General features: G+C 72.9%; 15 protein-coding genes, 2 pseudogenes and 1 riboswitch. Of the genes and pseudogenes, 7 read left to right on the top strand and 10 right to left on the bottom strand.

From position 1 onward, the window contains the following. Nucleotides 1–529: 529 nt before the first annotated feature. Both AC07DU_RS26740 and AC07DU_RS26745 read right to left on the bottom strand, forming a co-directional pair. Nucleotides 530–1,301 (bottom strand): annotated as a pseudogene (locus AC07DU_RS26740) (site-specific integrase); the annotation flags it as partial. Continuing rightward, nucleotides 1,184–1,554, bottom strand: a pseudogene (locus AC07DU_RS26745) (replication initiator); the annotation flags it as partial. The pseudogenes AC07DU_RS26745 and AC07DU_RS26740, both read right to left, overlap by 118 nt. 157 nt (nucleotides 1,555–1,711) lie before the next feature. Here AC07DU_RS26745 and AC07DU_RS26750 point away from each other — a divergent pair. Further along, a complete protein-coding gene (locus AC07DU_RS26750; protein WP_479114062.1) occupies nucleotides 1,712–2,179 on the top strand; it encodes a hypothetical protein in 468 nt (155 codons plus the stop codon). A 128-nt stretch (nucleotides 2,180–2,307) separates the two neighbouring features. Here AC07DU_RS26750 and AC07DU_RS26755 read toward each other — a convergent pair whose 3' ends face one another. Both AC07DU_RS26755 and cobN read right to left on the bottom strand, forming a co-directional pair. Continuing rightward, the gene (locus AC07DU_RS26755; RefSeq protein WP_479114139.1) at nucleotides 2,308–2,730 is read right to left on the bottom strand and encodes a tyrosine-type recombinase/integrase; all 423 of its coding nucleotides are present in this window, start codon (nucleotides 2,728–2,730) and stop codon (nucleotides 2,308–2,310) included. Nucleotides 2,731–3,021: 291 nt separating this feature from the next. Then, a complete protein-coding gene (cobN, locus tag AC07DU_RS26760) occupies nucleotides 3,022–6,681 on the bottom strand; it encodes a cobaltochelatase subunit CobN (RefSeq protein ID WP_479114064.1) in 3,660 nt (1,219 codons plus the stop codon). 40 nt (nucleotides 6,682–6,721) lie between these two features. Further along, a riboswitch (cobalamin riboswitch) is annotated at nucleotides 6,722–6,849 on the bottom strand. A 392-nt stretch (nucleotides 6,850–7,241) separates the two neighbouring features. Here cobN and AC07DU_RS26765 point away from each other — a divergent pair. The 3 genes from AC07DU_RS26765 to AC07DU_RS26775 are packed head-to-tail and all read left to right on the top strand — an operon-like array spanning nucleotide 7,242 to nucleotide 10,697. Beyond that, nucleotides 7,242–8,543 (top strand): cobalamin biosynthesis protein CobG, encoded by a 1,302-nt coding sequence (locus AC07DU_RS26765; protein WP_479114066.1) that lies wholly within the window; start codon nucleotides 7,242–7,244, stop codon nucleotides 8,541–8,543. A gap of 4 nt (nucleotides 8,544–8,547) precedes the next feature. Beyond that, nucleotides 8,548–9,195: a precorrin-8X methylmutase gene (locus tag AC07DU_RS26770; protein ID WP_479028144.1), complete on the top strand. Its 648-nt coding sequence runs from the start codon at nucleotides 8,548–8,550 to the stop codon at nucleotides 9,193–9,195. After that, on the top strand, nucleotides 9,192–10,697 hold the full coding sequence (locus AC07DU_RS26775) for a precorrin-2 C(20)-methyltransferase (protein WP_453372208.1): 1,506 nt from the start codon (nucleotides 9,192–9,194) through the stop codon (nucleotides 10,695–10,697). Before AC07DU_RS26770 ends, AC07DU_RS26775 begins: the two co-directional genes overlap by 4 nt. Before the next feature lie 115 nt (nucleotides 10,698–10,812). On the opposite strand, the gene AC07DU_RS26780 is transcribed toward AC07DU_RS26775, so the two are convergent. The 3 genes from AC07DU_RS26780 to cbiE are packed head-to-tail and all read right to left on the bottom strand — an operon-like array spanning nucleotide 10,813 to nucleotide 13,619. After that, nucleotides 10,813–11,625, bottom strand: a complete 813-nt coding sequence (locus tag AC07DU_RS26780; RefSeq protein WP_479114067.1) for a cobalt-precorrin-6A reductase — start codon at nucleotides 11,623–11,625, stop codon at nucleotides 10,813–10,815. Continuing rightward, nucleotides 11,615–12,364: a precorrin-4 C(11)-methyltransferase gene (gene cobM / locus AC07DU_RS26785; RefSeq protein ID WP_453372210.1), complete on the bottom strand. Its 750-nt coding sequence runs from the start codon at nucleotides 12,362–12,364 to the stop codon at nucleotides 11,615–11,617. The genes AC07DU_RS26780 and cobM overlap by 11 nt, the downstream gene beginning before the upstream one ends. Before the next feature lies 1 nt (nucleotide 12,365). Continuing rightward, nucleotides 12,366–13,619, bottom strand: a complete 1,254-nt coding sequence (gene cbiE, locus AC07DU_RS26790) for a precorrin-6y C5,15-methyltransferase (decarboxylating) subunit CbiE (RefSeq protein ID WP_479114068.1) — start codon at nucleotides 13,617–13,619, stop codon at nucleotides 12,366–12,368. Nucleotides 13,620–13,763: 144 nt separating this feature from the next. Here cbiE and AC07DU_RS26795 point away from each other — a divergent pair, with 144 nt between their 5' ends. After that, nucleotides 13,764–14,723: an oxidoreductase gene (locus AC07DU_RS26795; RefSeq protein WP_479028134.1), complete on the top strand. Its 960-nt coding sequence runs from the start codon at nucleotides 13,764–13,766 to the stop codon at nucleotides 14,721–14,723. 55 nt (nucleotides 14,724–14,778) lie between these two features. On the opposite strand, the gene AC07DU_RS26800 is transcribed toward AC07DU_RS26795, so the two are convergent. Beyond that, nucleotides 14,779–15,741: a trypsin-like serine peptidase gene (locus AC07DU_RS26800; RefSeq protein ID WP_479114070.1), complete on the bottom strand. Its 963-nt coding sequence runs from the start codon at nucleotides 15,739–15,741 to the stop codon at nucleotides 14,779–14,781. Between the two features lie 228 nt (nucleotides 15,742–15,969). On the opposite strand from AC07DU_RS26800, the gene AC07DU_RS26805 reads away from it, so the two are divergent. After that, entirely contained in the window at nucleotides 15,970–17,034 is a 1,065-nt protein-coding gene (locus AC07DU_RS26805; protein ID WP_360901396.1) for a phosphatidylinositol-specific phospholipase C domain-containing protein, read from the top strand. An 80-nt stretch (nucleotides 17,035–17,114) separates the two neighbouring features. Here AC07DU_RS26805 and AC07DU_RS26810 read toward each other — a convergent pair whose 3' ends face one another. Continuing rightward, entirely contained in the window at nucleotides 17,115–18,251 is a 1,137-nt protein-coding gene (locus AC07DU_RS26810) for a DUF5937 family protein (protein ID WP_479114072.1), read from the bottom strand. A 98-nt stretch (nucleotides 18,252–18,349) separates the two neighbouring features. Between AC07DU_RS26810 and AC07DU_RS26815 the strand changes: the two genes are divergently transcribed. Beyond that, nucleotides 18,350–19,654 carry an MFS transporter gene (locus tag AC07DU_RS26815; RefSeq protein ID WP_479114074.1) on the top strand — a complete coding sequence of 435 codons (1,305 nt, stop codon included), beginning with the start codon at nucleotides 18,350–18,352 and terminating at the stop codon, nucleotides 19,652–19,654. A 55-nt stretch (nucleotides 19,655–19,709) separates the two neighbouring features. Here the strand turns inward: AC07DU_RS26815 and AC07DU_RS26820 are convergent, their stop codons facing one another. Continuing rightward, complete coding sequence (locus tag AC07DU_RS26820; RefSeq protein ID WP_360901405.1) at nucleotides 19,710–20,240, bottom strand: GNAT family N-acetyltransferase; 531 nt, start codon at nucleotides 20,238–20,240, stop codon at nucleotides 19,710–19,712. Between the last annotated feature and the right edge of the window lie 22 nt (nucleotides 20,241–20,262).

Genomic DNA, 20,262 nt, shown 5'->3' on the forward strand with positions numbered 1-20,262 from the left:
AACCGTGCAGGCGGGCTGCTCTACTGTGAGGTCGCTAATCAAGGGCAGCTGTACAGTGCCGCTGCTCCGTGCGTCGACATCATCGCAGAGCACGTAGCATGCGGAGGGGACCTTAATTCAGACTCTGTAGCCTTGCTTGAATCGATCCTCAATGCCAGGTCTCGTGGACTCCAAGCACTAGTTAACGGAGTCTCAGTGGATGTTGCCGATTACTGCAGAAGAAGAATCCTTGATCTCCTTCCGGGGATTCTCCAGAAGGCTGATGGGGAGGATTTTGAGCTGTTCCGAGAGGTCTGCTTCCTGATTCCTCAGCTCGCCGATTCGTCGAATGAGGTTGTTAAGTTCCTCAGTAATTCGATCTCGCGATTCGAAGGTGAATTGCGACGCGTCTCCAGTGAGGCCTTGGAAGAGGCTGAGGAAGTTCTACGCGACGGGCATATGCCCTAATAGTGGCAGCAAGCGATAAGCCCCGCCGGGCATGTCCTGGCGGGGCTTATCCGTGGGGTGACGGCAGTAGCTGACGGCAACGTCAGCAGATGGGGAGAGCGCAGGGCGCCGGGTTGTCACCGTCATCGGGTTGGTTGGTGGTCACGGCGGGGTTGTGGAGTGTGCGGCCGAGGAGGTCGATGGCGTCGCGTTGGAGGCGGAGTCGGACGTGGGCGTAGACGGTGGCGGTGACGCCGATGTGGGCGTGGTCGAGGAGTTCCTTGATCACGACGAGTTCGACCCCCTGCTCCAGGAGCAGGGTGGCGGTGGAGTGCCGTAGGTCGTGGAGCGGATGCGGCGGAGCCCTGCCCGATCAAGGAGGGCGCGGAAGCTGCGATTGTGGTTCGCGGGATCGATCGGCCCTCCTGTCGGCGTGCTGAAGACGAGGCCGTTGTCCCTCCAGTTCTCCGCTGCCGCCTCTCGTTCCCCTTCCTGTACCTCACGGTGCTCCTTGAATGAGTGGATGCACTCGCCGGGGAGGGCGATGCGGGCTTCGGATGCGCGGGTCTGGTGGGCAGGGCGGTCAGCCCGCCGGTCTGGGTGCGCTGAAGGGTGCGGCGAATGCTGGCAATGCCGTTATGGAGGTCGAGGTATTCCCACTGGAGGCCGGGGAGTTCGCCCTTGCGGAGTCCGGCGCGGAGGGCGAGTTCGTACAGCGCGAACAGCCGGTCATTGCGGACAGCTGAGAAGCTGGCGGGCTGCAGGGAATTGGGCTCCCGTGAGGCAGGACGGTGGCGCCGCGTCCCTGGCAGGGGCGGCAGAGCAGGGCGCGGTCGAGAGTTCCGGAAGCGTCGGCGGATTTGGTGGCGTACTTGGCCACGTAGGCGGCGACGGCCTGGTCGGTCAGTTCGGCGTCGGTGCCGAATGCGGCGATCTCGCGTACGTCGAGTTGTTCGCCCCAGGCGAGTTCGTGTTCCCCGTTCGCTCCGACACGACGACTACACGGACGCGGGCGGCAGCAGCCCGGATGGCATCGGCGAGCAGGGTGACGGTGGCGGACGGCGGTGGGGACTGGGTGCCGCCGTTGGAGCCGTCGAGCCGGATGACGGCATGGAAGTGGACCAAGCCGGGCCGATTTCGAAGCGGCAGTGAAACGTCCCCTTCAGTTGACGGACGTTAAATTCCTGACCGTCCGCAGCTCAACGGGTGCTCCGGAAGCGGCATGTCTGTCCTGTCAGAGTGTCCTCGTACGTCGTGGTGCGACAGATCTATCGAGGTGAGAAGAATGCGCGAGCCGGAGATGGAGGAATTTCTCAGCTCGTTCGGCTGGGAGGCGGGTGGGGTGCGTCGTGAAACGGCTTCCATCATGGCAGGTCTGGAGCGTGTGGGCTTTGCCTCTCATGAGGAGTCGAGAAGCTTCTTGGGCGAGTATCTCGGCCTGAAGATCGACCACCTTCCAGCCCTAGTTATCGCTGGAGAGAGGATCTCGAGCTGGACGCATTTCGATCCGTCTGTCGTGTGCACCACCCGTGATTCGGACGTGGCTCGCCGATGCTCAGAGGTAGCTGGCGCGGATCTGTCTCCGATCGGAGTGGACAGCTTTCACCTGACCGTGTATTCGGGAAGTGACGGAAGGTTCTATGCGGGGTTCGATTCATCGGTCCTTCGGTATGGGGAAGATCGTAATGCGATGTTCTCGATGATGAAGGCTGGAGTCCGTCCAAGCCCATTCGGTGAGTGGACGTTGCAGTAAAGGCGATGCGTCGTCACCTTGCTGACCACTCGGTGGCGATGATTCAGAACCCTGAAGTAAGCGCGAGCCCTCATCGAAAGTGATGTCGATGAGGGCTCGCGCCTTTGAGGGCAACGCTGACGGCAACGTCAGCGGACGACGGTTTCGGCGGGCGGATCGTTGGGGTCGTCGTCGTTGGGGCCGAGTGGGTGGCCCAAAGCATCGATGGCTTGGAGGTGGAGTCGAAGTCGGTGGTGGGCGTAGACGCTGGCGGCGACGCCGGTGTGGGCGTGGCCGAGGAAATCAGTGAAGATGACGAGGCGGGCTCCTCGCTCCAGGAGCAGGGTGGCGGTCGAGTGCCTGAAGTCGTGGAAGCGGATGCAGCGCAGGCCGGTCTTGCGGAGGAGCGTGGTGAAGGTGCGGGTGAGGTTGGTCGGGTCAGTCGGTCTGACTGTGCAGTGGTGAACCCGTGCCGCGGTGGTGCCACGTGGTGCCCGCCGTCTCGCGCTCGCCAGCCCCGAGGACGCCTGCAGGGATCCTTTTCTTCGCCCTATGCGGATCTTGTCGAGCAGGCGGGACTTCGGGCTGCTCTCGTATCAATCACCAGCGAACGCCAGACCGACACTGGTGCCACCGCGAAGGGGGGAGAGCTGAGGCTCAGGCGTGGAGCGCGCGACCGTCGTCGACTTCGGGCAGTTGAAGTATGTGCGGTGGGTGCAGGCGCTTGGCGTGCTGTGACGGACCGGCAAGGGGTAGCGGGCCGGTTCGGTCGTGTGCTTGGGGGTGGGGGAGTCGGGCGCATGCGAAAGGCGTCCCCCTCCCCGTGGCGGGTGAGGGGGACGGCCTTGGGATGGTGAGCCGGCTTAGTCGGACTCGCCCTCGAGGTTGCCCTCCGTCTCCAGGTAGACCTGGCGGAGGGATTCGAGGATCTGGGGGTCCGGCTTTTCCCACATGCCGCGGGACTCGGCCTCCAGGAGGCGTTCCGCGATGCCGTGCAGGGCCCAGGGGTTGGCCTCCTCCAGGAAGGCGCGGTTCTCCGGGTCCAGGACGTAGGTCTCGGTGAGCTTGTCGTACATCCAGTCCGCCACCACGCCCGTCGTGGCGTCGTAGCCGAAGAGGTAGTCGACGGTGGCCGCGAGCTCGAAGGCGCCCTTGTAGCCGTGGCGGCGCATCGCCTCGATCCACTTCGGGTTGACCACGCGGGCGCGGAAGACGCGCGACGTCTCCTCGACCAGGGTGCGGGTCTTGACCGTCTCCGGGCGGGTGGAGTCACCGATGTACGCCTCGGGAGCCGTGCCGCGCAGGGCGCGGACCGTGGCCACCATGCCGCCGTGGTACTGGAAGTAGTCGTCCGAGTCCGCGATGTCGTGCTCGCGGGTGTCCGTGTTCTTCGCGGCCACGGTGATGCGCTTGTAGGCCGTCTCCATCTCGTCGCGGGCCGGGCGGCCTTCGAGGCCGCGGCCGTACGCGTAGCCGCCCCAGACGGTGTAGACCTCGGCCAGGTCCGCGTCCGTACGCCAGTCGCGGCTGTCGATCAGCTGGAGGATGCCGGCGCCGTACGTGCCCGGGCGCGAGCCGAAGATACGGGTCGTCGCGCGGCGTTCATCGCCGTGGGAGGCCAGGTCCGCCTGGGCGTGGGCCCGGATGAAGTTGTCGGACGCCGGCTCGTCGAGCGAGGCCGCGAGGCGGACCGCGTCGTCCAGCAGGCCGATGACGTGCGGGAACGCGTCGCGGAAGAAGCCCGAGATGCGCAGGGTCACGTCGATGCGGGGGCGGCCCAGCTCGGCGAGCGGGATGGCCTCGAGGCCGGTCACGCGGCGCGAGGCCTCGTCCCAGACGGGGCGGACGCCGAGGAGGGACAGCGCCTCCGCCACGTCGTCGCCCGAGGTGCGCATCGCGCTCGTGCCCCACAGGGACAGGCCGACCGAGGCCGGCCACTCGCCGTTGTCCGTGCGGTAGCGGGTCAGGAGGGACTCGGCGAGGGCCTGGCCCGTCTCCCACGCCAGGCGGGAGGGGACGGCCTTGGGGTCCACGGAGTAGAAGTTGCGGCCCGTCGGCAGGACGTTGACCAGGCCGCGCAGCGGCGAGCCGGAGGGGCCGGCGGGGACGAAGCCGCCGTCCAGGGCCGAGACCACGTGGGCGATCTCGTCCGTCGTCCCGGCCAGGCGCGGGACCACCTCACGGGCCGCGAAGGTCAGGACGTCCGTCACGGACTGCGGGTGGCCCGCCGTGACGGAGGGCACGGCGTCGAGGGACCAGTGCGCGTCCTCCATCGCCTGGACCAGGGCGCGGGCCTGCTCCTCGATGGCGTCCGCCGAGGTACGGGTGGCCGCGGACTCGTCGAGGCCCAGCGCCTCGCGCAGGCCCGGGAGAGCCGTTGTACCGCCCCAGATCTGGCGGGCGCGCAGGATGGCGAGGACCAGATTGACGCGGGCCGGACCGGTCGGGGCGCCGCCCAGGACGTGCAGGCCGTCGCGGATCTGGGCGTCCTTGACCTCGCACAGCCAGCCGTCGACGTGCAGCAGGAAGTCGTCGAAGCCGTCGTCGTCCGGGCGTTCGGCCAGACCCAGGTCGTGGTCGAGCTTCGCGGCCTGGATCAGGGTCCAGATCTGGGCGCGGATGGCCGGGAGTTTGGCCGGGTCCATCGCGGAGATCTGGGCGTACTCGTCCAGGTGCTGCTCCAGGCGTGCGATGTCGCCGTACGACTCCGCGCGCGCCATCGGCGGTACGAGGTGGTCGACCAGGGTGGCGTGCACGCGGCGCTTGGCCTGGGTGCCCTCGCCCGGGTCGTTGACCAGGAAGGGGTAGATGAGGGGGAGGTCGCCGAGCGCGGCGTCGGGCGCGCAGGACGCCGAGAGGCCGGCGTTCTTGCCCGGGAGCCATTCGAGGTTGCCGTGCTTGCCCAGGTGGATCATCGCGTCGGCACCGAAACCGCCGTCCTGCGCGCCCGCCTGGATCCAGCGGTAGGCCGCCAGGTAGTGGTGCGACGGGGGGAGGTCCGGGTCGTGGTAGATCGCGATCGGGTTCTCACCGAAGCCGCGCGGCGGCTGGATCAGGATCAGGAGGTTCCCGCGGCGCAGCGCGGCCAGGACGATGTCGCCCTCGGGGTTGGCGGAGCGGTCGACGAACATGTTGCCGGGGGCCTCGCCCCAGTGCTCCTCGACGCTCGCGCGCAGGTCGGCGGGGAGCTCGGCGAACCAGCGCTTGTAGTCGGCGGCCGGGATGCGGACCGGGTTACGGGCCAGCTGCTCCTCGGTCAGCCAGTCCTGGTCGTGGCCGCCGGCCTCGATCAGGGCGCGGATCAGCTCGTCGCCGTCGCCGGACACCAGACCGGGGATCTCGGGGACGGGGCCGAAGTCGTAGCCCTCGGCGATGAGCGTGCGCAGCAGCTCGACGGCACTGGCCGGGGTGTCCAGGCCCACCGCGTTGCCGATGCGGGAGTGCTTGGTGGGGTACGCCGACAGGACCAGGGCGATCTTCTTGTCGCGGCGGTCGATGTGGCGCAGGCGGGCGTGGCGTACGGCGATGCCGGCGACGCGGGAGGCGCGCTCGGGGTCGGCCACGTAGGCGGGGAGGCCGTCCGCGTCGATCTCCTTGAAGGAGAACGGGACGGTGATCAGGCGGCCGTCGAACTCGGGCACGGCGACCTGGGTGGCGGCGTCGAGGGGGGAGAGGCCCTCGTCGTTCTCCTCCCAGTTGCCGCGGGAGCCGGTCAGGCACAGGGCCTGGAGGATCGGCACGCCGAGCGCGGCGAGCGCGCCGGCGTCCCAGGACTCGTCGTCGCCGCCGGCGGAGGCGGTCGCGGGGCGGGTGCCGCCGGCCGCGAGCACGGTGGTGATGATCGCGTCCGCGGACTCCAGGGCCTGGATGAGTTCCGGCTCCGGGGTGCGCAGGGAGGAGACGTAGAGGGGGAGCGGCTCGGCGCCGTGGGCCTCGATGGCGTCGCACAGGGCGTGGACGAAGGCGGTGTTGCCGCTCATCTGGTGGGCGCGGTAGTAGAGGACGGCGACCTTGGGGGTGGGGGCGGCCGCGGCTGTGCCGGGTGCGGTGCCTGGGCTGTTGCCCGTGCTGGGTGCCGGGCGGTCCAGGGGGCCCCAGGTGGGGGAGGCGGCGGGCGGCTCGAAGCCGTGGCCGGTGAGCAGGACGGTGTCCGAGAGGAACCGGGCCAGCTGGTCGAGGTTGGCGGGGCCGCCGTGCGCGAGGTAGCCGTGGGCCTCGGCCGCGATGCCGATCGGGACCGTGGAGGCCTCCATCAGCTGGGCGTCCGGGGCCTGTTCTCCGGTGAGGACCACCACCGGGCGGCTCTGGCCGGGGGCGAGGAGGACGTCGAGGCCCTCCTGCCAGGCGCGGAGGCCGCCGAGGAGGCGTACGACGACCAGGTCGACTCCGTCGAGGAGGCCGGGGAGGTCGTCGAGAGGGAGGCGGGAGGGGTTCGCGAACCGGTACGGGACGGGGGCGTCAGCCGTGTTCGCGGCGCGAGCGCTGAGCAGATCGGTGTCGGACGTCGACAGCAGCAGGATCATGCGGCGGCAGGCCTTCCTCGGGGTTTCCGCGCCCCGGGCAGTGAGGACAGCGGGAGTTCCTGACTTGCCCGGCGGTGTGACTCTGCCGGGTTCACAGTGGCGGGACCGCGCCGGAATCTCACCGGGCTTCCTCCCATGTCGCCGTCCTCGGCGACGGCGGGCCGTGTGGTCCGCCGGAAGGTCATCTTAGGGCGTGACTTTGTGCGCCGTTGCCGGGGCTCTGTCGGCGGGGGTGGGGGTGGGGGGCGTGCCTTGGTTGCCGGGGGCTGGGGGGCTTTGGCCGGGGTGGCGCCGTGAGTGTCGGCGCGGCGCCGTTGCCGGGGCTCTGCCCCGGACCCCGCGCCTCAAACGCCGGCGGGGCTGGAAGTGGGGCCCGCGCCCTGGATGCCGGGGGCTGGAGGGGCCTTGCCCGGGGTGGCGCTGTGAGTGTCGGCGTGGCGCCGTTGCCGGGGCTCTGCCCCGGGCCCCGCGCCTCAAACGCCGGCGGGGCTGGAAGTGGTGGGGGGAGGGTGGCGACGGACACAGGTCGGGGGAGGGGAATCGTGGGTATGCTCGCCGCCATGCCCCAGCCCCCCTCCGCCGTATCGCGGGACGAACCCGTCATACGGGATCGCGGTGACGCATGCCCCGGTGCGCTGCGGCTGCACGCGGCGGACGACGGGTACCTCGCGCGCGTCCGGATCCCCGGCGGAGCGCTGACCGCGCGCCAGGGATCCCTCCTCGCGCTGGCCGCCGACCGGTTCGGCGACGGGCACCTGGAGCTCACCTCGCGCGGCAACGTCCAGGTGCGCGGCCTCGCCGAGGGCTGCGGCGTCGGGCTCGGGAAGCTGCTCGACTCCGCGGGGCTGTTGCCCGCGCCCGGTCACGAGCGGGTGCGCAACATCGTGGCCACGCCCGCCTCGCAGGACGTGCTGCCCTGGGTCCGCGAACTGGACCGGCTGCTGTGCGCGAACGCGCGGGTCACCGCCCTGTCCGGGCGGTTCCTGTTCGCCTTCGACGACGGGCGCGGGGACGTGGCCGCCCTGGAGCCGGACATCACCGTGCTCGGCCGGCCGGGGGCGGGGGAGCGGGCGCTGGTGCGCCTGGGGCCGGCCGCCGCCGGCGCCGTGGCCGTCGCCGCGCAGGACGCCCCGCGCGCCGCGCTGCTCGCCGCCGAGTACTTCCTCGACGCCGCTGACGCGGCCGGCACCCGGGCCTGGCGGGTGAGTGAGCTTCCCGGAGAACACGGCCTGGATGAAGGTGAGTTCGGCGAGAGGCTGGCCGCCGCCGGTATCGACGCGACGCGCGAGACCGCGGTGGACTGGCCGTACTGCCCGCCGCCCCAGCCCTGGGGCCGGGGCCCCGGCCCGCGCGGAGCCCTGTGCGTCCTGCCCCCGCTGGGGCGGCTGACCACCGAACAGTGGCGGGTCCTGGTGCGGGTCGCCGGCCACGGCGCCGGGCTGCGGATCACCCCGTGGCGCACCGTCATCCTGCCGGACGCCCCGCTCGGGGAGCCCGTCGACGGCCCGGCCCTGCTGGAGGCCGCCGGGCTGGTCGTGTCCCCCGACAGTCCCTGGCTGTCCGTCACCGCCTGTACGGGGCGCCCCGGTTGCGCGAAATCCCTCGCGGACGTACGCGCCGACGCGCGCGCCCTCGTGGAGCGGGCCCGGGGGCCGCTGCCCGTGCACTGGTCCGGGTGCGAGCGCCGGTGCGGGCACCCGCGGGGGACGCAGTGGGTCGACGTGGTCGCCACCCAGGACGGCTACCGGCTCTCCGCGCACGGGCGGGCCCTGCCGCACCAGCCGCACCTGCAAGACCTGGCGGCCGCCCTGACGGCCGCACGCGAGATCACCTCATCACCTCAGAGTCCGAAGACGCAGTGAAGAAATGAGCGAGTACACCGTGTTCGAGTACGAGAAGGACGGCGCCGCGATCTACCGCCAGTCCTTTGCCACGATCCGCGCCGAGGCGGACCTCTCCGGGCTGCCCGCCTCGGTCGCCCAGGTCGCGGTGCGCATGATTCACGCCTGCGGGATGACCGACCTCCCGCAGGACCTGGGGTACACCCCCGAGGTGGTGCTGCGCGCCCGCGCCGCGCTGGAGGCGGGCGCGCCGGTCCTGTGCGACGTCCAGATGGTCGCGAGCGGGGTCACCCGTAAGCGGCTGCCAGCCGGCAACGAGGTGATCTGCACCCTCTCGGACCCGGCGGTGCCGGAGCTCGCCGCGAAGATGGGCACCACCCGCAGCGCCGCCGCGCTCGAAGTGTGGCGCGACCGCGGCCTGTTGGAGGGCTCGGTGATCGCCGTCGGCAACGCGCCGACCGCACTGTTCCGGCTGCTGGAGATGATCGAGGAGGGCGCCCCGCGCCCGGCCGCCGTCATCGGAGTGCCCGTCGGCTTCATCGGCGCGGCCGAATCCAAGGACGCCCTCGCCGCCCATCCCTCCGGGCTCGACCATCTGATCGTGCGCGGCCGCCGGGGCGGCAGCGCCATCGCCGCCGCGGCCGTCAACGCCATTGCGAGCGTGGCCGAATGAGCAGCGTGACCGGCGACGCCAAGGGGCGCCTCTACGGGGTCGGGCTCGGGCCCGGCGATCCGAACCTGATGACCCTGCGCGCCGTCGAGGTGATCGGCGAGGCCGACGTCGTCGCCTACCACAGCGCCCGGCACGGCCGCTCCATCGCCCGCTCGATCGCCGCGAAGCACCTGCGCGAGACGCACATCGAGGAGCCGCTGGTCTATCCGGTCACCACCGAGACCACCGACCACCCCGGCGGCTACCAGGGTGCGATGGAGGAGTTCTACGAGTCCGCCGCCGCCCGCCTGGCCGTCCACCTGGACGCCGGCCGGACCGTCGCCGTGCTCGCGGAGGGCGACCCGCTCTTCTACAGCTCGTACATGCACATGCACAAGCGGCTCGCGGACCGGTACGAGACCGAGGTCATCCCCGGTGTCACCTCGGTCAGTGCCGCCGCCGCCCGGCTCGGTACGCCGCTCGTGGAGGGTGAGGAGGTCCTGACCATCCTCCCCGGCACCCTGCCCGAGGAAGAGCTCACCGCCCGCCTCGCCGCGACCGATTCGGCGGTCGTGATGAAGCTCGGCCGGACCTTCCCCGCGGTGCGCGCCGCCATGGAGAACAGCGGCCGGCTCGCCGAGGCCCGCTACGTGGAACGCGCCACCATGCCCGGCGAGCGCACCGGCGTCCTCGCCGACACCGACCCCGGCAGCGTGCCGTACTTCGCCGTCGCCGTGGTTCCCAGCCGCATCGGCAACCCGGGCAGCGTGCCGTCCGGTCCCGGCGAGGTCGTGGTCGTCGGCACCGGCCCGGCGGGCCCGCTGTGGCTCACCCCGCAGACCCGGCGGGCGCTGGCCGACGCCGAGGTGCTGGTGGGCTACACCACCTACCTGGACCGGGTCCCGGTGAAGCCGGGCCAGATCCGGCACGGCTCCGACAACAAGGTGGAGTCGGAGCGCGCCGAGTTCGCGCTCGACCTCGCCCGGCGCGGACAGCGGGTGGCCGTGGTCTCCGGCGGCGACCCCGGGGTCTTCGCCATGGCCACCGCCGTCCTGGAGGTGGCCGGGCAGGCCGAGTACAAGGACGTGCCCGTACGGGTGCTGCCCGGGGTGACCGCCGCCAACGCGGCGGCCGCCGCGGCCGGGGCCCCGCTCGGCCACGACTACGCCACCATCTCGCTGTCCGACCGGCTCAAGCCGTGGGAGGTCATCGCGGAGCGGCTGCGCGCCGCCGCCTCCGCCGACCTGGTGCTCGCGCTCTACAACCCCGGCTCGCGCAGCCGGACCTGGCAGGTCGCCCAGGCCCGGGAGCTGCTGCTGGAGCTGCGCTCGCCGCAGACCCCGGTGGTCGTGGCGCGCGACGTGGGCGGCCCGGCGCAGTCGGTACGGATCGTCACGCTCGCCGAACTGGAGCCGTCCGAGGTCGACATGCGCACGCTCCTGCTGATCGGCTCCTCGCAGACCCAGGTCACCGAGCGGGCCGACGGCTCGCGGATCACGTGGACGCCGCGCCGCTACCCGTGACCGGGTGGGGCGTTGCGGGACCCGTGGCCCGGGGCGGTTCACCGCCCCGGGCCACGGGTCCTTCCGCGTCGTCCGGCCTCGCGGGAGTGCGCCGGACCTGGGCGGCCTACGCGGCCTACGCGGCCTCCGCGAGCCAGCGCAGGGCGGCTGGCACCGAGTCCGCCTCCGGTACGCCCTGAGGGACGGGCGGACGGCGTACGACCAGGACCGGGATGTCCGCCTCGCGGGCGGCGGTGAGCTTGGGGGCGGTCGCGGAGCCGCCGCTGTCCTTGGTGACCAGGACGTCGATCCGGTGGCGGGCGATCAGTTCCCGTTCGTCGTCGAGGGTGAACGGGCCCCGGGCCAGGAGGGTTTCCAGGCGCGGCGGCACGGGCCCCGCCGGCGGGTCCACCGAACGCACCAGGAACCAGGTGTCGGTCAGGTGCGCGAAGGTGTGCAGGCCCATCCGGCCGGTGGTCAGGAACGCGCGGGAGCCGAAGCCGGGCAGCAGCTCCGCGGCCTCGGCGAGGGAGTCGGTGAAGGTCCAGTCGTCGCCCGGCTGCGGGCTCCAGCCGGGGCGCCGCAGCGCCAGCAGCGGGACGCCCGTGAGAGCCTCCGCCTCGGAGGCGTGGAAACTCATCCGCTCCGCGAACGGGTGGGTGGCGTCGACGACGTGGGTCACGTCGTGGCCGACGATCCAGCCCGCGAGGCCCGCGATGCCACCGAAGCCGCCGATGCGGATCCCGCCCGGCGGGAGCACCGGCGCGGTGACGCGGCCCGCGAGCGAGGTGGTCACACAGACCGAGGGGTCGGGCGCCAGCGCTTGCGCGAGCTGCCGGGCTTCCGTCGTACCGCCGAGGATCAGCACGTGGCGGGGCGGCCCGGGCTGGGCCCGCCCGGGGTGGGGCTGCACGCGGTGGGGCTGCCCCGGGCGGGGTTCAGCAGACATGCCGGTCCCGCTCGGGGGAGTACAGGTGGCTGTCGCGGAACTGCTCCGCGCCCAGCGTGCGGCCCACCACGATGACCGCGGTGCGGACCAGTCCGTGCTCCTTCACCTGGGCCGCGATGTCGGCCAGGGTGCCGCGCAGGATCAGCTCGTCGGGACGGCTGGCCATCGCCACCACCGCGACCGGGCACTGGGCGCCGTAGTGCGGCAGCAGCTCGTCCACGACCCGGTCCACGTAGCGGGTGGCCAGGTGCAGCACCAGCAGGGCGCCGCTGCGGCCCAGGGTGGCCAGGTCCTCGCCGGGCGGCATCGGGGTGGCCTGCTGGGCGATGCGGGTCAAGATCACCGTCTGGCCGACCGTGGGGACGGTCAGCTCCCGCTTCAGCGCCGCGGCGGCCGCGGCGAAGGCCGGGACGCCCGGGACCACTTCGTACGGGATCGCCGCCGCGTCCAGGCGCCGCATCTGCTCCGCGACCGCGCTGAAGATGGACGGGTCGCCGGAGTGCAGCCGCGCCACGTCCTGGCCCGCCGCGTGGGCCCGTACGCACTCGTCGATGATCTCGTCCAGGTTCAGCTGCGAGGTGTCGACCAGCCGGGCGCCGTCCGGGCACTCGGCCAGCAGCTCTTGCGGGACGAGGCTGCCCGCGTACAGGCACACGGGGGCGGCGGCCAGGGTCCGCGCCCCGCGCACCGTGATCAGGTCGGCGGCGCCCGGGCCCGCACCGATGAAGTACACGGTCATGTCAGAGATCCTTCTCGCTCGTCGACTTCGTCACTGACCACTGGGTGACCGCCATCGCCTGGCGCCAGCCCGTGAAACCGCCGACCGGCACGGCGTGCGCGACCGCCAGTTTCACCAGTTCGCCGCCGTGGCGCCGGTAGCGGTCGGTGAGGACGGCCTCCGACTCCAGGGTGACCGTGTTCACCACCAGCCGGCCGCCGGGGGCCAGCGCCACCCAGGCCGCGTCCAGCAGGCCCGGCGCGGTCAGCCCGCCGCCGATGAACACCGCGTCGGGGGCCGGGAGCGCGCCGAGCGCCTCCGGGGCAGCGCCCACCACCACGCGCAGGCCGGGCACGCCGAGGGCCGCCGCGTTACGGGAGATCCGCGCGGCCCGCTCCGGGACGCGCTCCACCGCCACCGCCCGGCACGAGGGGTGCGTGCGCATCCACTCGATGCCGATGGACCCGGAGCCCCCGCCGATGTCCCACAGGAGCTCGCCGGGGGCCGGGGCCAGTGCGCACAGGGTGGCCGCGCGGACGTGGCGCTTGGTGAGCTGGCCGTCGTGTTCGTACGCGGCGTCCGGCAGGCCGGGGGTCGCGCCGAGGCGCGGTGCGTCGTGGGCCGGGTCCCGGCGGCAGTCGAGGGCCACCACGTTCAGGGGGTCGCCGGGCGCGTGGTCCCAGCTGTCCGCACGGCCCTCGTACGCGTCCTCGCGCTCGGACCCGAGCTGTTCCAGCACCCGCATCCGGCTCGGGCCGAAGCCCCGCTCCCGGAGCAGAGCGGCGATCTCGCCCGGGGACGCCGCTCCGGCGCTGAGCACCAGAACCCTGCGTCCTTCGTGCAGCGCGGCCGCGATCCGGGCCACCGGGCGGCCGACCACCGTGATCACCTCGGTGTCCTCCACCGGCCAGCCCAGGCGGGCGCAGGCGTAGGAGACGGACGAGGGGTGGGGATGGACCACCAGGGCCTGCGGCCCGAGCTCCTCGGCGAGGGCGCGGCCGATCCCGTAGAACATCGGGTCCCCGCTGGCCAGCACCGCGATCCGGCGGCCGGCGTGCTCGGCCATCAGCTTCGGTACCGCCGGGCGCAGCGGGCTCGGCCAGGAGACGCGCAGGCCCGGGCAGGCGTCGGCGGGCAGCAGGTCCAGCTGGCGCGGCCCGCCGATCAGCACGTCGGCCGAGGCCAGCGCGGACCGGGCGGCGGCGGTGAGCCCGGCCCAGCCGTCCGCGCCGAGACCGACGACCGTCACTGGTATGGGGGGCGGTGCGGAGCTCACTGCGCGATACCTCGGGGACGGGAAGGGACAGGTGCGGACCCGCAGCCTACTGGCCTGCACGGACGAGCCCCGCTGCCGCCCCCGCTGCCGCCCCTCGCCGAGACCCGTCTACCCTCGGTAACCACCGCTCGTGAGGGAGTCGCCATGCCCGGCTGGAACGCCACGAACATCCCCGACCAGAGCGGCCGGACCGCCGTCGTGACGGGGGGCAACAGCGGGATCGGCTACGTCACCGCCCGCGAACTCGCGCGGCGCGGCGCCCGCGTCGTGCTGGCCTGCCGCAGCACGGCCCGCGGGAAGGCCGCCGAGGTCCGGCTGCGGGCGCAGGTGCCGGGCGCCGAGGTGGAGTTCCTCCCGCTGGACCTGGCCGACCTGGCCTCCGTACGGGAGTTCGCCGCGGCCTACGCGAAGCGCCGCGCGTCCCTGGACCTGCTGGTCAACAACGCGGGCGTGATGGCCCTGCCGTACGGGCGCACCGCCGACGGGTTCGAGACGCAGTTCGGGGTCAACCACCTCGGCCACTTCGCGCTGACCGGGCTGCTGCTGCCGAGGCTGCGGGCCGCCGGCCCCGGCGCCCGGATCGTGAACGTCTCCAGCGGCCTCCACGTCCTGGGAAGCCTCCGCGGCCACGACCTCGTCGACCCCGAGGCCCTGGGCAGCGGCGGCGGCCCGCACGGCTACCGGCGCTGGGCGGCCTACGGCCGCTCCAAGACGGCCAACCTCCTCTTCACGCACGAGCTGTCGCGGCGCTTCGCCGCCGCCGGCTCCACGATCACCGCCGCCACGGCCCACCCCGGCTACGCCTCCAGCAACCTGCACGCCGGAGCGTCGAAGCTGGAGGGCCCCAGCCTCACCTCGCGCCTGGCGGCGTTCACCAACGCCTTCGTCGCCCAGTCCACGGCCGCGGGCGCGCTGCCCACCCTGTACGCGGCCACCGCGCCCGGGGTCCGGCCGGACGCGTTCATAGGGCCGCGGTTCGGCTGGCGCGGAGCGCCGGTGCGGTCGCGGCGGGCCAAGTGGACCCTCGACGACAGGTCCGGCGAACTGCTCTGGGCCGCTTCCGAGAAGCTCACGGGCGTCTCGTACGGCTCCCTGCCGGGCTGAGCGGGGCTGAGCCGGCTGCTGCCCGTACCGGCTGCCGGACGCGCCCCGCCGGGACTTACTTGGTGGCGCGCTCGTACAGGGCCCGGGCCGCGTCGCCGAAGTAACTGCTGTACGAGGTCTCGTCGTCGCCGCCCCCGTCGCGGCCGCCGATCACCCCGATCAGCGTGCGCCGGTCGGTCAGCACCGGGCCGCCACTGGTGCCGTTGGGGACGTCCGCGCAGTCCAGCCGCACCTGCGTCGGCCCGGCCGCGACGGCGGTGTTGCGGCACTCCAGGGGCTGCTCGGATGAGTTCGAGTAGCCCACGAGCCGCGCCGGCGCGGGCAGTTCGGGCCGGAAGGCGATGGTCTCGGCCCCGGTGACGTCCTCCAGCCGCTGGCCCGGGTACCCGGGGCGGCGCAGCCGGACGAAGGCGATGTCGTGGTCGGGGTCCTGGTCCTCGGTCCAGCGCGGGTCCACGTCGATCCGGGTGGGCACCCAGACGCCGTACGGCGCCACGCCGTCCCGGTAGCCGGGGACGAAGGCGAGGTTGGTGCGGAAACCGTGGCCGTACACGCAGTGGGCCGCGGTGGCGATGAGGTCGCCGGCGGGGGAGTGGACCACGACGCCTGAGCAGTGGTGGTCCGGGTCGCCGTCGGTGCCGGGGGAGAAGAGCGCGCCGATCGCGGGCTCGGCGGCGGCGGGCCGGGCCTCCAGGGGGTCCGAGGGCTGCCACCCGGCGGACCGCCAGTCCACCGCGGCGCCCCCGTCGGCGAAGGCCTGGCCGTCCGTCGGCGGCTCCGCGTCCTCGCGGACGATCCCGTCGAGCACGGCGGCAGCCGTCTTGTCCGCGCGCTCGGGGTCCTGCTGGTAGGTGCCCTGGGACGCATCGCCGTCCGCGCGGTTGGCGGCGATGCCGCGCAGCTCCCAGGCGACGTACCCGGTGCCCGCGAGCACCACGGTGCACAGGAGGCCGAATACGACGGAGCCGCGCGCGGCCCGGCCCCGCTCCCGTCCCCGCCCGTGAACCTTGCTGACCATGTGGCACTCCCACCCCGCAGACACGTCCGACTCCTCGTTCGATGGGAGCGCGCCGTCCCGGGTTCCGGCTACGGGACGTGTCCGTTCTCACAACCCGCCCCCTCGCCCCGTGCACGTCACTGCGCGGCCTTCCGCTCGTCATCCAACTGGCTTACGCTCCACGCGATTTGACGTGCGCATGATCGAGTGGTCCAGCTGGCGGACGGCCACCTGGCTGACGGGAGTCGGATGATGAGAATACGGAACCGGGTGGCGGGCGCGGTGACCGCCGGACTGGCGGCCGTGGCCCTCGCGCTGGGCACGGCCCCGGCCGGCGCGTCGGCGGCCGCGACGGCAGCGGCCGTCGACGGTCTCCCGTACGCGGGATCGACCGGTGTCGGCGTGCACAACGCCTACGAGAAGGCCAAGTACCCCTACTTCGCGGACGCGTTGGACTCGGGCGCGGCCATGCTCGAACTCGACGTGTGGACCAACTTCTTCGGAAGCTCCTGGCGGGTCTCCCACAACAACCCGTTCGGCAACGACAGCAACTGCGAGAACGCCACCACCCCGGCCCAGCTGCGCACCAAGTCCCGCAACCAGAACCTGGCGGGCTGCCTCGCCGACATCCGCAGCTGGCACGACGCCCACCCGGGCCACCGGCCGATCGTCCTCAAGCTGGAGCTCAAGGACGGCTTCGCCGCGAACCTCGGCCGCGGCCCGGCCGACCTCGACGCGCTCGTGACCGGCAAGCTCGGCGACGCCCTCTACCGCCCCGGCCAGCTCGCGGCCGGACACCCCGACCTCGACACGGCCGCCCGCGCCGGGGCGTGGCCCAGCCGCGCCGCGCTGGCGGGCAAGTTCATCGTCGAGCTGATCCCCGGCACCGTGGAGGAGGGGAACAGCTCCGACACCCTGTGGACCGACCGCGAGTACGCCACCCACCTGCGCTCCCTCGCCGCCCAGGGCCGGCTCGGGCAGGCCGCCGCCTTCCCCGCGGTGCACCGGGCCGAGGCGGGCGACCCGCGCGCCCGCTACGCCGACGCCGGACTGCGCCCCTGGTTCGTGGTCTTCGACGGGGACGCGAGTGCGTACGCCGGGGGCTCGATCGACACGGGCTGGTACGACCGCAACCACTACCTGCTGATCGCCACCGACGCCCACAACGTCGCCCCCGCCATCGACGGCACCAACCCGACCGAGGCCCAGGCCCGCGACCGCCTCGCCTTCCTGGCCGGACACCACGCCTCCGTGATCTCCGCCGACTGGTACCCGCTGCCCCAGGTGCTGGCGACTGTGGTGCCGCGCGGTTAGTGCTGTGGCCGGAAAGGTTCACCGCGATGCGGGCGGTCGGGCCGGTCCCGCTCGCAGAGGTTCCGGCAGACCGGGCGCACTCAGCGCAGTACCGCCGCCAGCAGGTCTGTTCCCAGCGCCGTCAGATCGGGCAGGTTGAGGGTGTGGCGGACGTAGCGACCGCGCCGTCGGGCCGTGAGCAGGCCCGCCCGGCGCAGGACGGCGAGGTGGCGGGAGACCTCCGGGGGCGAGAGTTCCCAGGTGTGGGCCAGCTCGCCGGTGGTGTGCGGGCCGCGGGCCAGGGTGCGCAGCAGCCGCAGCCGTACGGGATGTGCGAGTGCCTCCAGCCGGAGTGTGACCGTCTCCAGCGGTACCGGCTCGGACGGACTCGGTTCGGCCACGGGGTACTGGACCACCGGGTGCCACCCGGGCGCGTGCACCGCCACCAGGTGCGGGCGGCCGAAGACACTGGGGATGAAGGTGACCCCGGTGCCGTGGGCGGCGGTCGACTTGTCCTGCAGCTTGTCCACGACGATGCAGTCGCCGTCCGGTGCCAGCGTGACCGCGCCGGAGACCGACGCGAGCGCCGCCCCGACGCCCTGGTGCCTCAACAGGTCGTTCTTCAGGCGCAGGTCGGTGGCGAGTTGCACGGCGACGCCCGCCCAGGCGGCGTCGAAGAAGGCCTCGGCGCACTGTTCGAGGGTCCGGCGCACCCGAGCCCGCACGGCGGCCGGGTCCGCGAGCAGCCGTTCCGCGAAGGCCTCCTGCCGCCCGCCGCGGGCCTGGGCCAGATCCAGGGCCCGCTCGCGCGCCCTCGGGTCGGTGAGCGGCGAGGGCGCTGACGACGGCGTCGACGGTGACGACGGTGACGACGGCGACTGCGACCGGCCGGCGGGATGGAAGCGGCTGCTGCCGCACGTGGTGACGAGCGCGGCCGTCACGTACGTCTCGTCGTCGAGCCGGTCCACGTCGTCCAACTCCTCCGCGAGGGTCGGCCGGGGCCGTGCGGGGATCAGGAAGTCGGCTTGTGAGGAACGCCAGAGGAACTCCGCCTCCCGCAAGCGCTCGGCCAACTCGGGCCGCAACCGGGCCCAGACGTCCCCGGCCCAGCCGGCGAGGTGCGGATGGTGTCCGGGTTCGGCCAGTACGTGCAGCATCGCGGTCAGCTCGGCCAGCGGGGAGGCGGCGAACCGCAGCCGCTCGGACGGCAGCCCGCTGATGTCGATCCTCAACGTCACCCCGTCATCATCACTGACCGGACGGTCGGCGACGGCGTCGGTTGACGATGTCCGTCAACCCACGTGCCCGGTCCGGCGGCCGAACGCACGGTGACGCCATGACCACCACCATCAAGATCCGGCTCGGCGCCCTCGTCCGCGCCTCCGGCGGCTCCCGCTATGCCGTCGCCCTGCTCGTGGACGCCCTCGGCACCGGCCTGCTGCGGCCCTTTCTGCTGCTCTACGGGGTGACGGTACTGAGGCTGTCCGCGCCGGCCACCGGCATCGCCATGACGGCCGGCGTCGTCGTGGGCCTGGTGTGCATGCCCGCGGTGGGGCGGTGGCTGGACCGGGGCGCACGCAGCACGGTCGTGGCAGCGTCGATGCTGGTACGAGTACCCGGCGTGGCGCTGCTGCTGGCCACCCCGGCGGGGCACGTCTGGCCGTTCGCGACGGCTGCGCTCTTCCTCGGCATCGGCAACCAGGCATGGCCGGCCGCCCACGCGGCGCTCGTGGCCACGGTCGCCCACGGCCGCGACCGCGACACCGCTCTGGCGGCGGGCCGCGCCCTGCGCAACGCCGGCATGGGCGCGGGCGCGCTCCTCGCCACCGCCTGCCTGGCGGGCGGCGCCACCGCCTTGCAGGCGCTGGCCGCCGTCACCGGGCTCGCCTATCTCACCGCGGCGGCGTTGGCGTGGTCGGTCCGGCTGCGCGCGCGACCGGCCGCCACCCGGGCCGAGGGGAGGGACGACGAGCCCGCCCCCCGGATGCGCGCGCTGTTGGCCGCCAACGTGGTCTACGCGTTCTGCCTCAACGTCCCCGAGATCGCGCTCCCGCTGGTCCTGGTGACACAGCTGCACGCGTCCCCGGTGTGGTCGGCGGCCATCTTCGCGGCCAACACGGTGCTGGTGGTCACCCTCCAGGTTCCCGTCACCGTCCTGATGTCCCGCTTTTCGCGGCGGACCGTGCTGGCCCTCGCCGGCGTGGTACTCGCCGTGTCCTACCTCGGCTTCCTGGCGGCGACCGCACTGGGACACGGCTGGGGCGCCCCGGCCGTCGCAGCGGTGTCCGTGCTCTGCACCCTCGGCGAGATCGTCTACGCCGGCAGTGCCACCGCGCTCGTCACCGTCCTCGCCCCGGCCCATGTCCTGGGACGCACCCTCGCCCGCTTCGAGCTCTCCACCGGCTTCGGCCTCGCGGTCTCCCCGGCGGTCATCACCGGCCTCGCCCCCCACGGCCCGGCCACGTTCTGGGGCGGCCTCGCGGCCGCGACGTTCCTCTCCGCCGGAGCCGTCGCCACCGAAAGGGATCGGGGAACGCGGCTCGACGGGCACGACCGGCACGACAGGCACGGACACCAGGAGCCCGGCATCCGTGCCGCCGGAGCCAGGCCGTTCCTCTCGGATCACCGGATCGTGGGTTGATGCGTGTCGTTGACTGACGCCCAGTGGGCCCGCATTGAGCCGCTATTGCCGCTCTCTAGCCGCCCGGCTGCGCACCCGGCCCGGGCGCGCGCCGTCGGGTCAGGACGCGGGTGGCGCTGCCGTCCTCCTCCCGCACGTCCCGGACGTGCACGAAGCCGATGCGCTCCAGCAGGGCCAGGGAGCCCGCGTTGGGCGCGGCCACGGTGGCGTGCACCTCGGTCAGGCCTAGGGAGTCGAAGCCGTACGCGACGATCGCCTCCGCGAGCTCCGTCCCGAGGCCCGATCCCCAGGCCTCGGGGGCCAGCGCGTAGATGATCTCGTGGCCGTCGACCTCGTCGGTCCGCTTGATCTCGGCGTGCCCGATCAGCCGGCCGTGGCGGCGCACGGCCCAGACGTCGAAGAGGTCCTCGGCGTAGACCTTCGTGAAGACCCGTCCGAACAGGGCGCGGTCCTCGGCCTCCGTGGTGGGGCCGTCCCCCATCCACCGGGACACGCGGGTGTCCTGGAAGAGGGCCACGAAGGCCTCCTCGTCCTCGGGGACGTACGGGTCGAGGACCAGGCGGGCGGTGCGCAGTACGGGGGTCACGAACGGCGAGGCTACCTGCCAG

This window comes from Streptomyces sp. NPDC045695 (genome assembly GCF_056432025.1).

What these genes read in the sequence shown, in the direction of transcription:
- cobM (WP_453372210.1), bottom strand. Translation starts at nt 12,364, where the DNA reads ATGACCGTGTACTTCATCGGTGCGGGCCCGGGCGCCGCCGACCTGATC.
- AC07DU_RS26765 (WP_479114066.1), top strand. Translation starts at nt 7,242, where the DNA reads ATGCCCCAGCCCCCCTCCGCCGTATCGCGGGACGAACCCGTCATACGG.
- AC07DU_RS26795 (WP_479028134.1), top strand. Translation starts at nt 13,764, where the DNA reads ATGCCCGGCTGGAACGCCACGAACATCCCCGACCAGAGCGGCCGGACC.
- AC07DU_RS26750 (WP_479114062.1), top strand. Translation starts at nt 1,712, where the DNA reads ATGCGCGAGCCGGAGATGGAGGAATTTCTCAGCTCGTTCGGCTGGGAG.
- cobN (WP_479114064.1), bottom strand. Translation starts at nt 6,681, where the DNA reads ATGATCCTGCTGCTGTCGACGTCCGACACCGATCTGCTCAGCGCTCGC.
- AC07DU_RS26780 (WP_479114067.1), bottom strand. Translation starts at nt 11,625, where the DNA reads ATGTCTGCTGAACCCCGCCCGGGGCAGCCCCACCGCGTGCAGCCCCAC.
- AC07DU_RS26800 (WP_479114070.1), bottom strand. Translation starts at nt 15,741, where the DNA reads ATGGTCAGCAAGGTTCACGGGCGGGGACGGGAGCGGGGCCGGGCCGCG.
- AC07DU_RS26815 (WP_479114074.1), top strand. Translation starts at nt 18,350, where the DNA reads ATGACCACCACCATCAAGATCCGGCTCGGCGCCCTCGTCCGCGCCTCC.
- AC07DU_RS26770 (WP_479028144.1), top strand. Translation starts at nt 8,548, where the DNA reads ATGAGCGAGTACACCGTGTTCGAGTACGAGAAGGACGGCGCCGCGATC.
- AC07DU_RS26805 (WP_360901396.1), top strand. Translation starts at nt 15,970, where the DNA reads ATGATGAGAATACGGAACCGGGTGGCGGGCGCGGTGACCGCCGGACTG.
- AC07DU_RS26775 (WP_453372208.1), top strand. Translation starts at nt 9,192, where the DNA reads ATGAGCAGCGTGACCGGCGACGCCAAGGGGCGCCTCTACGGGGTCGGG.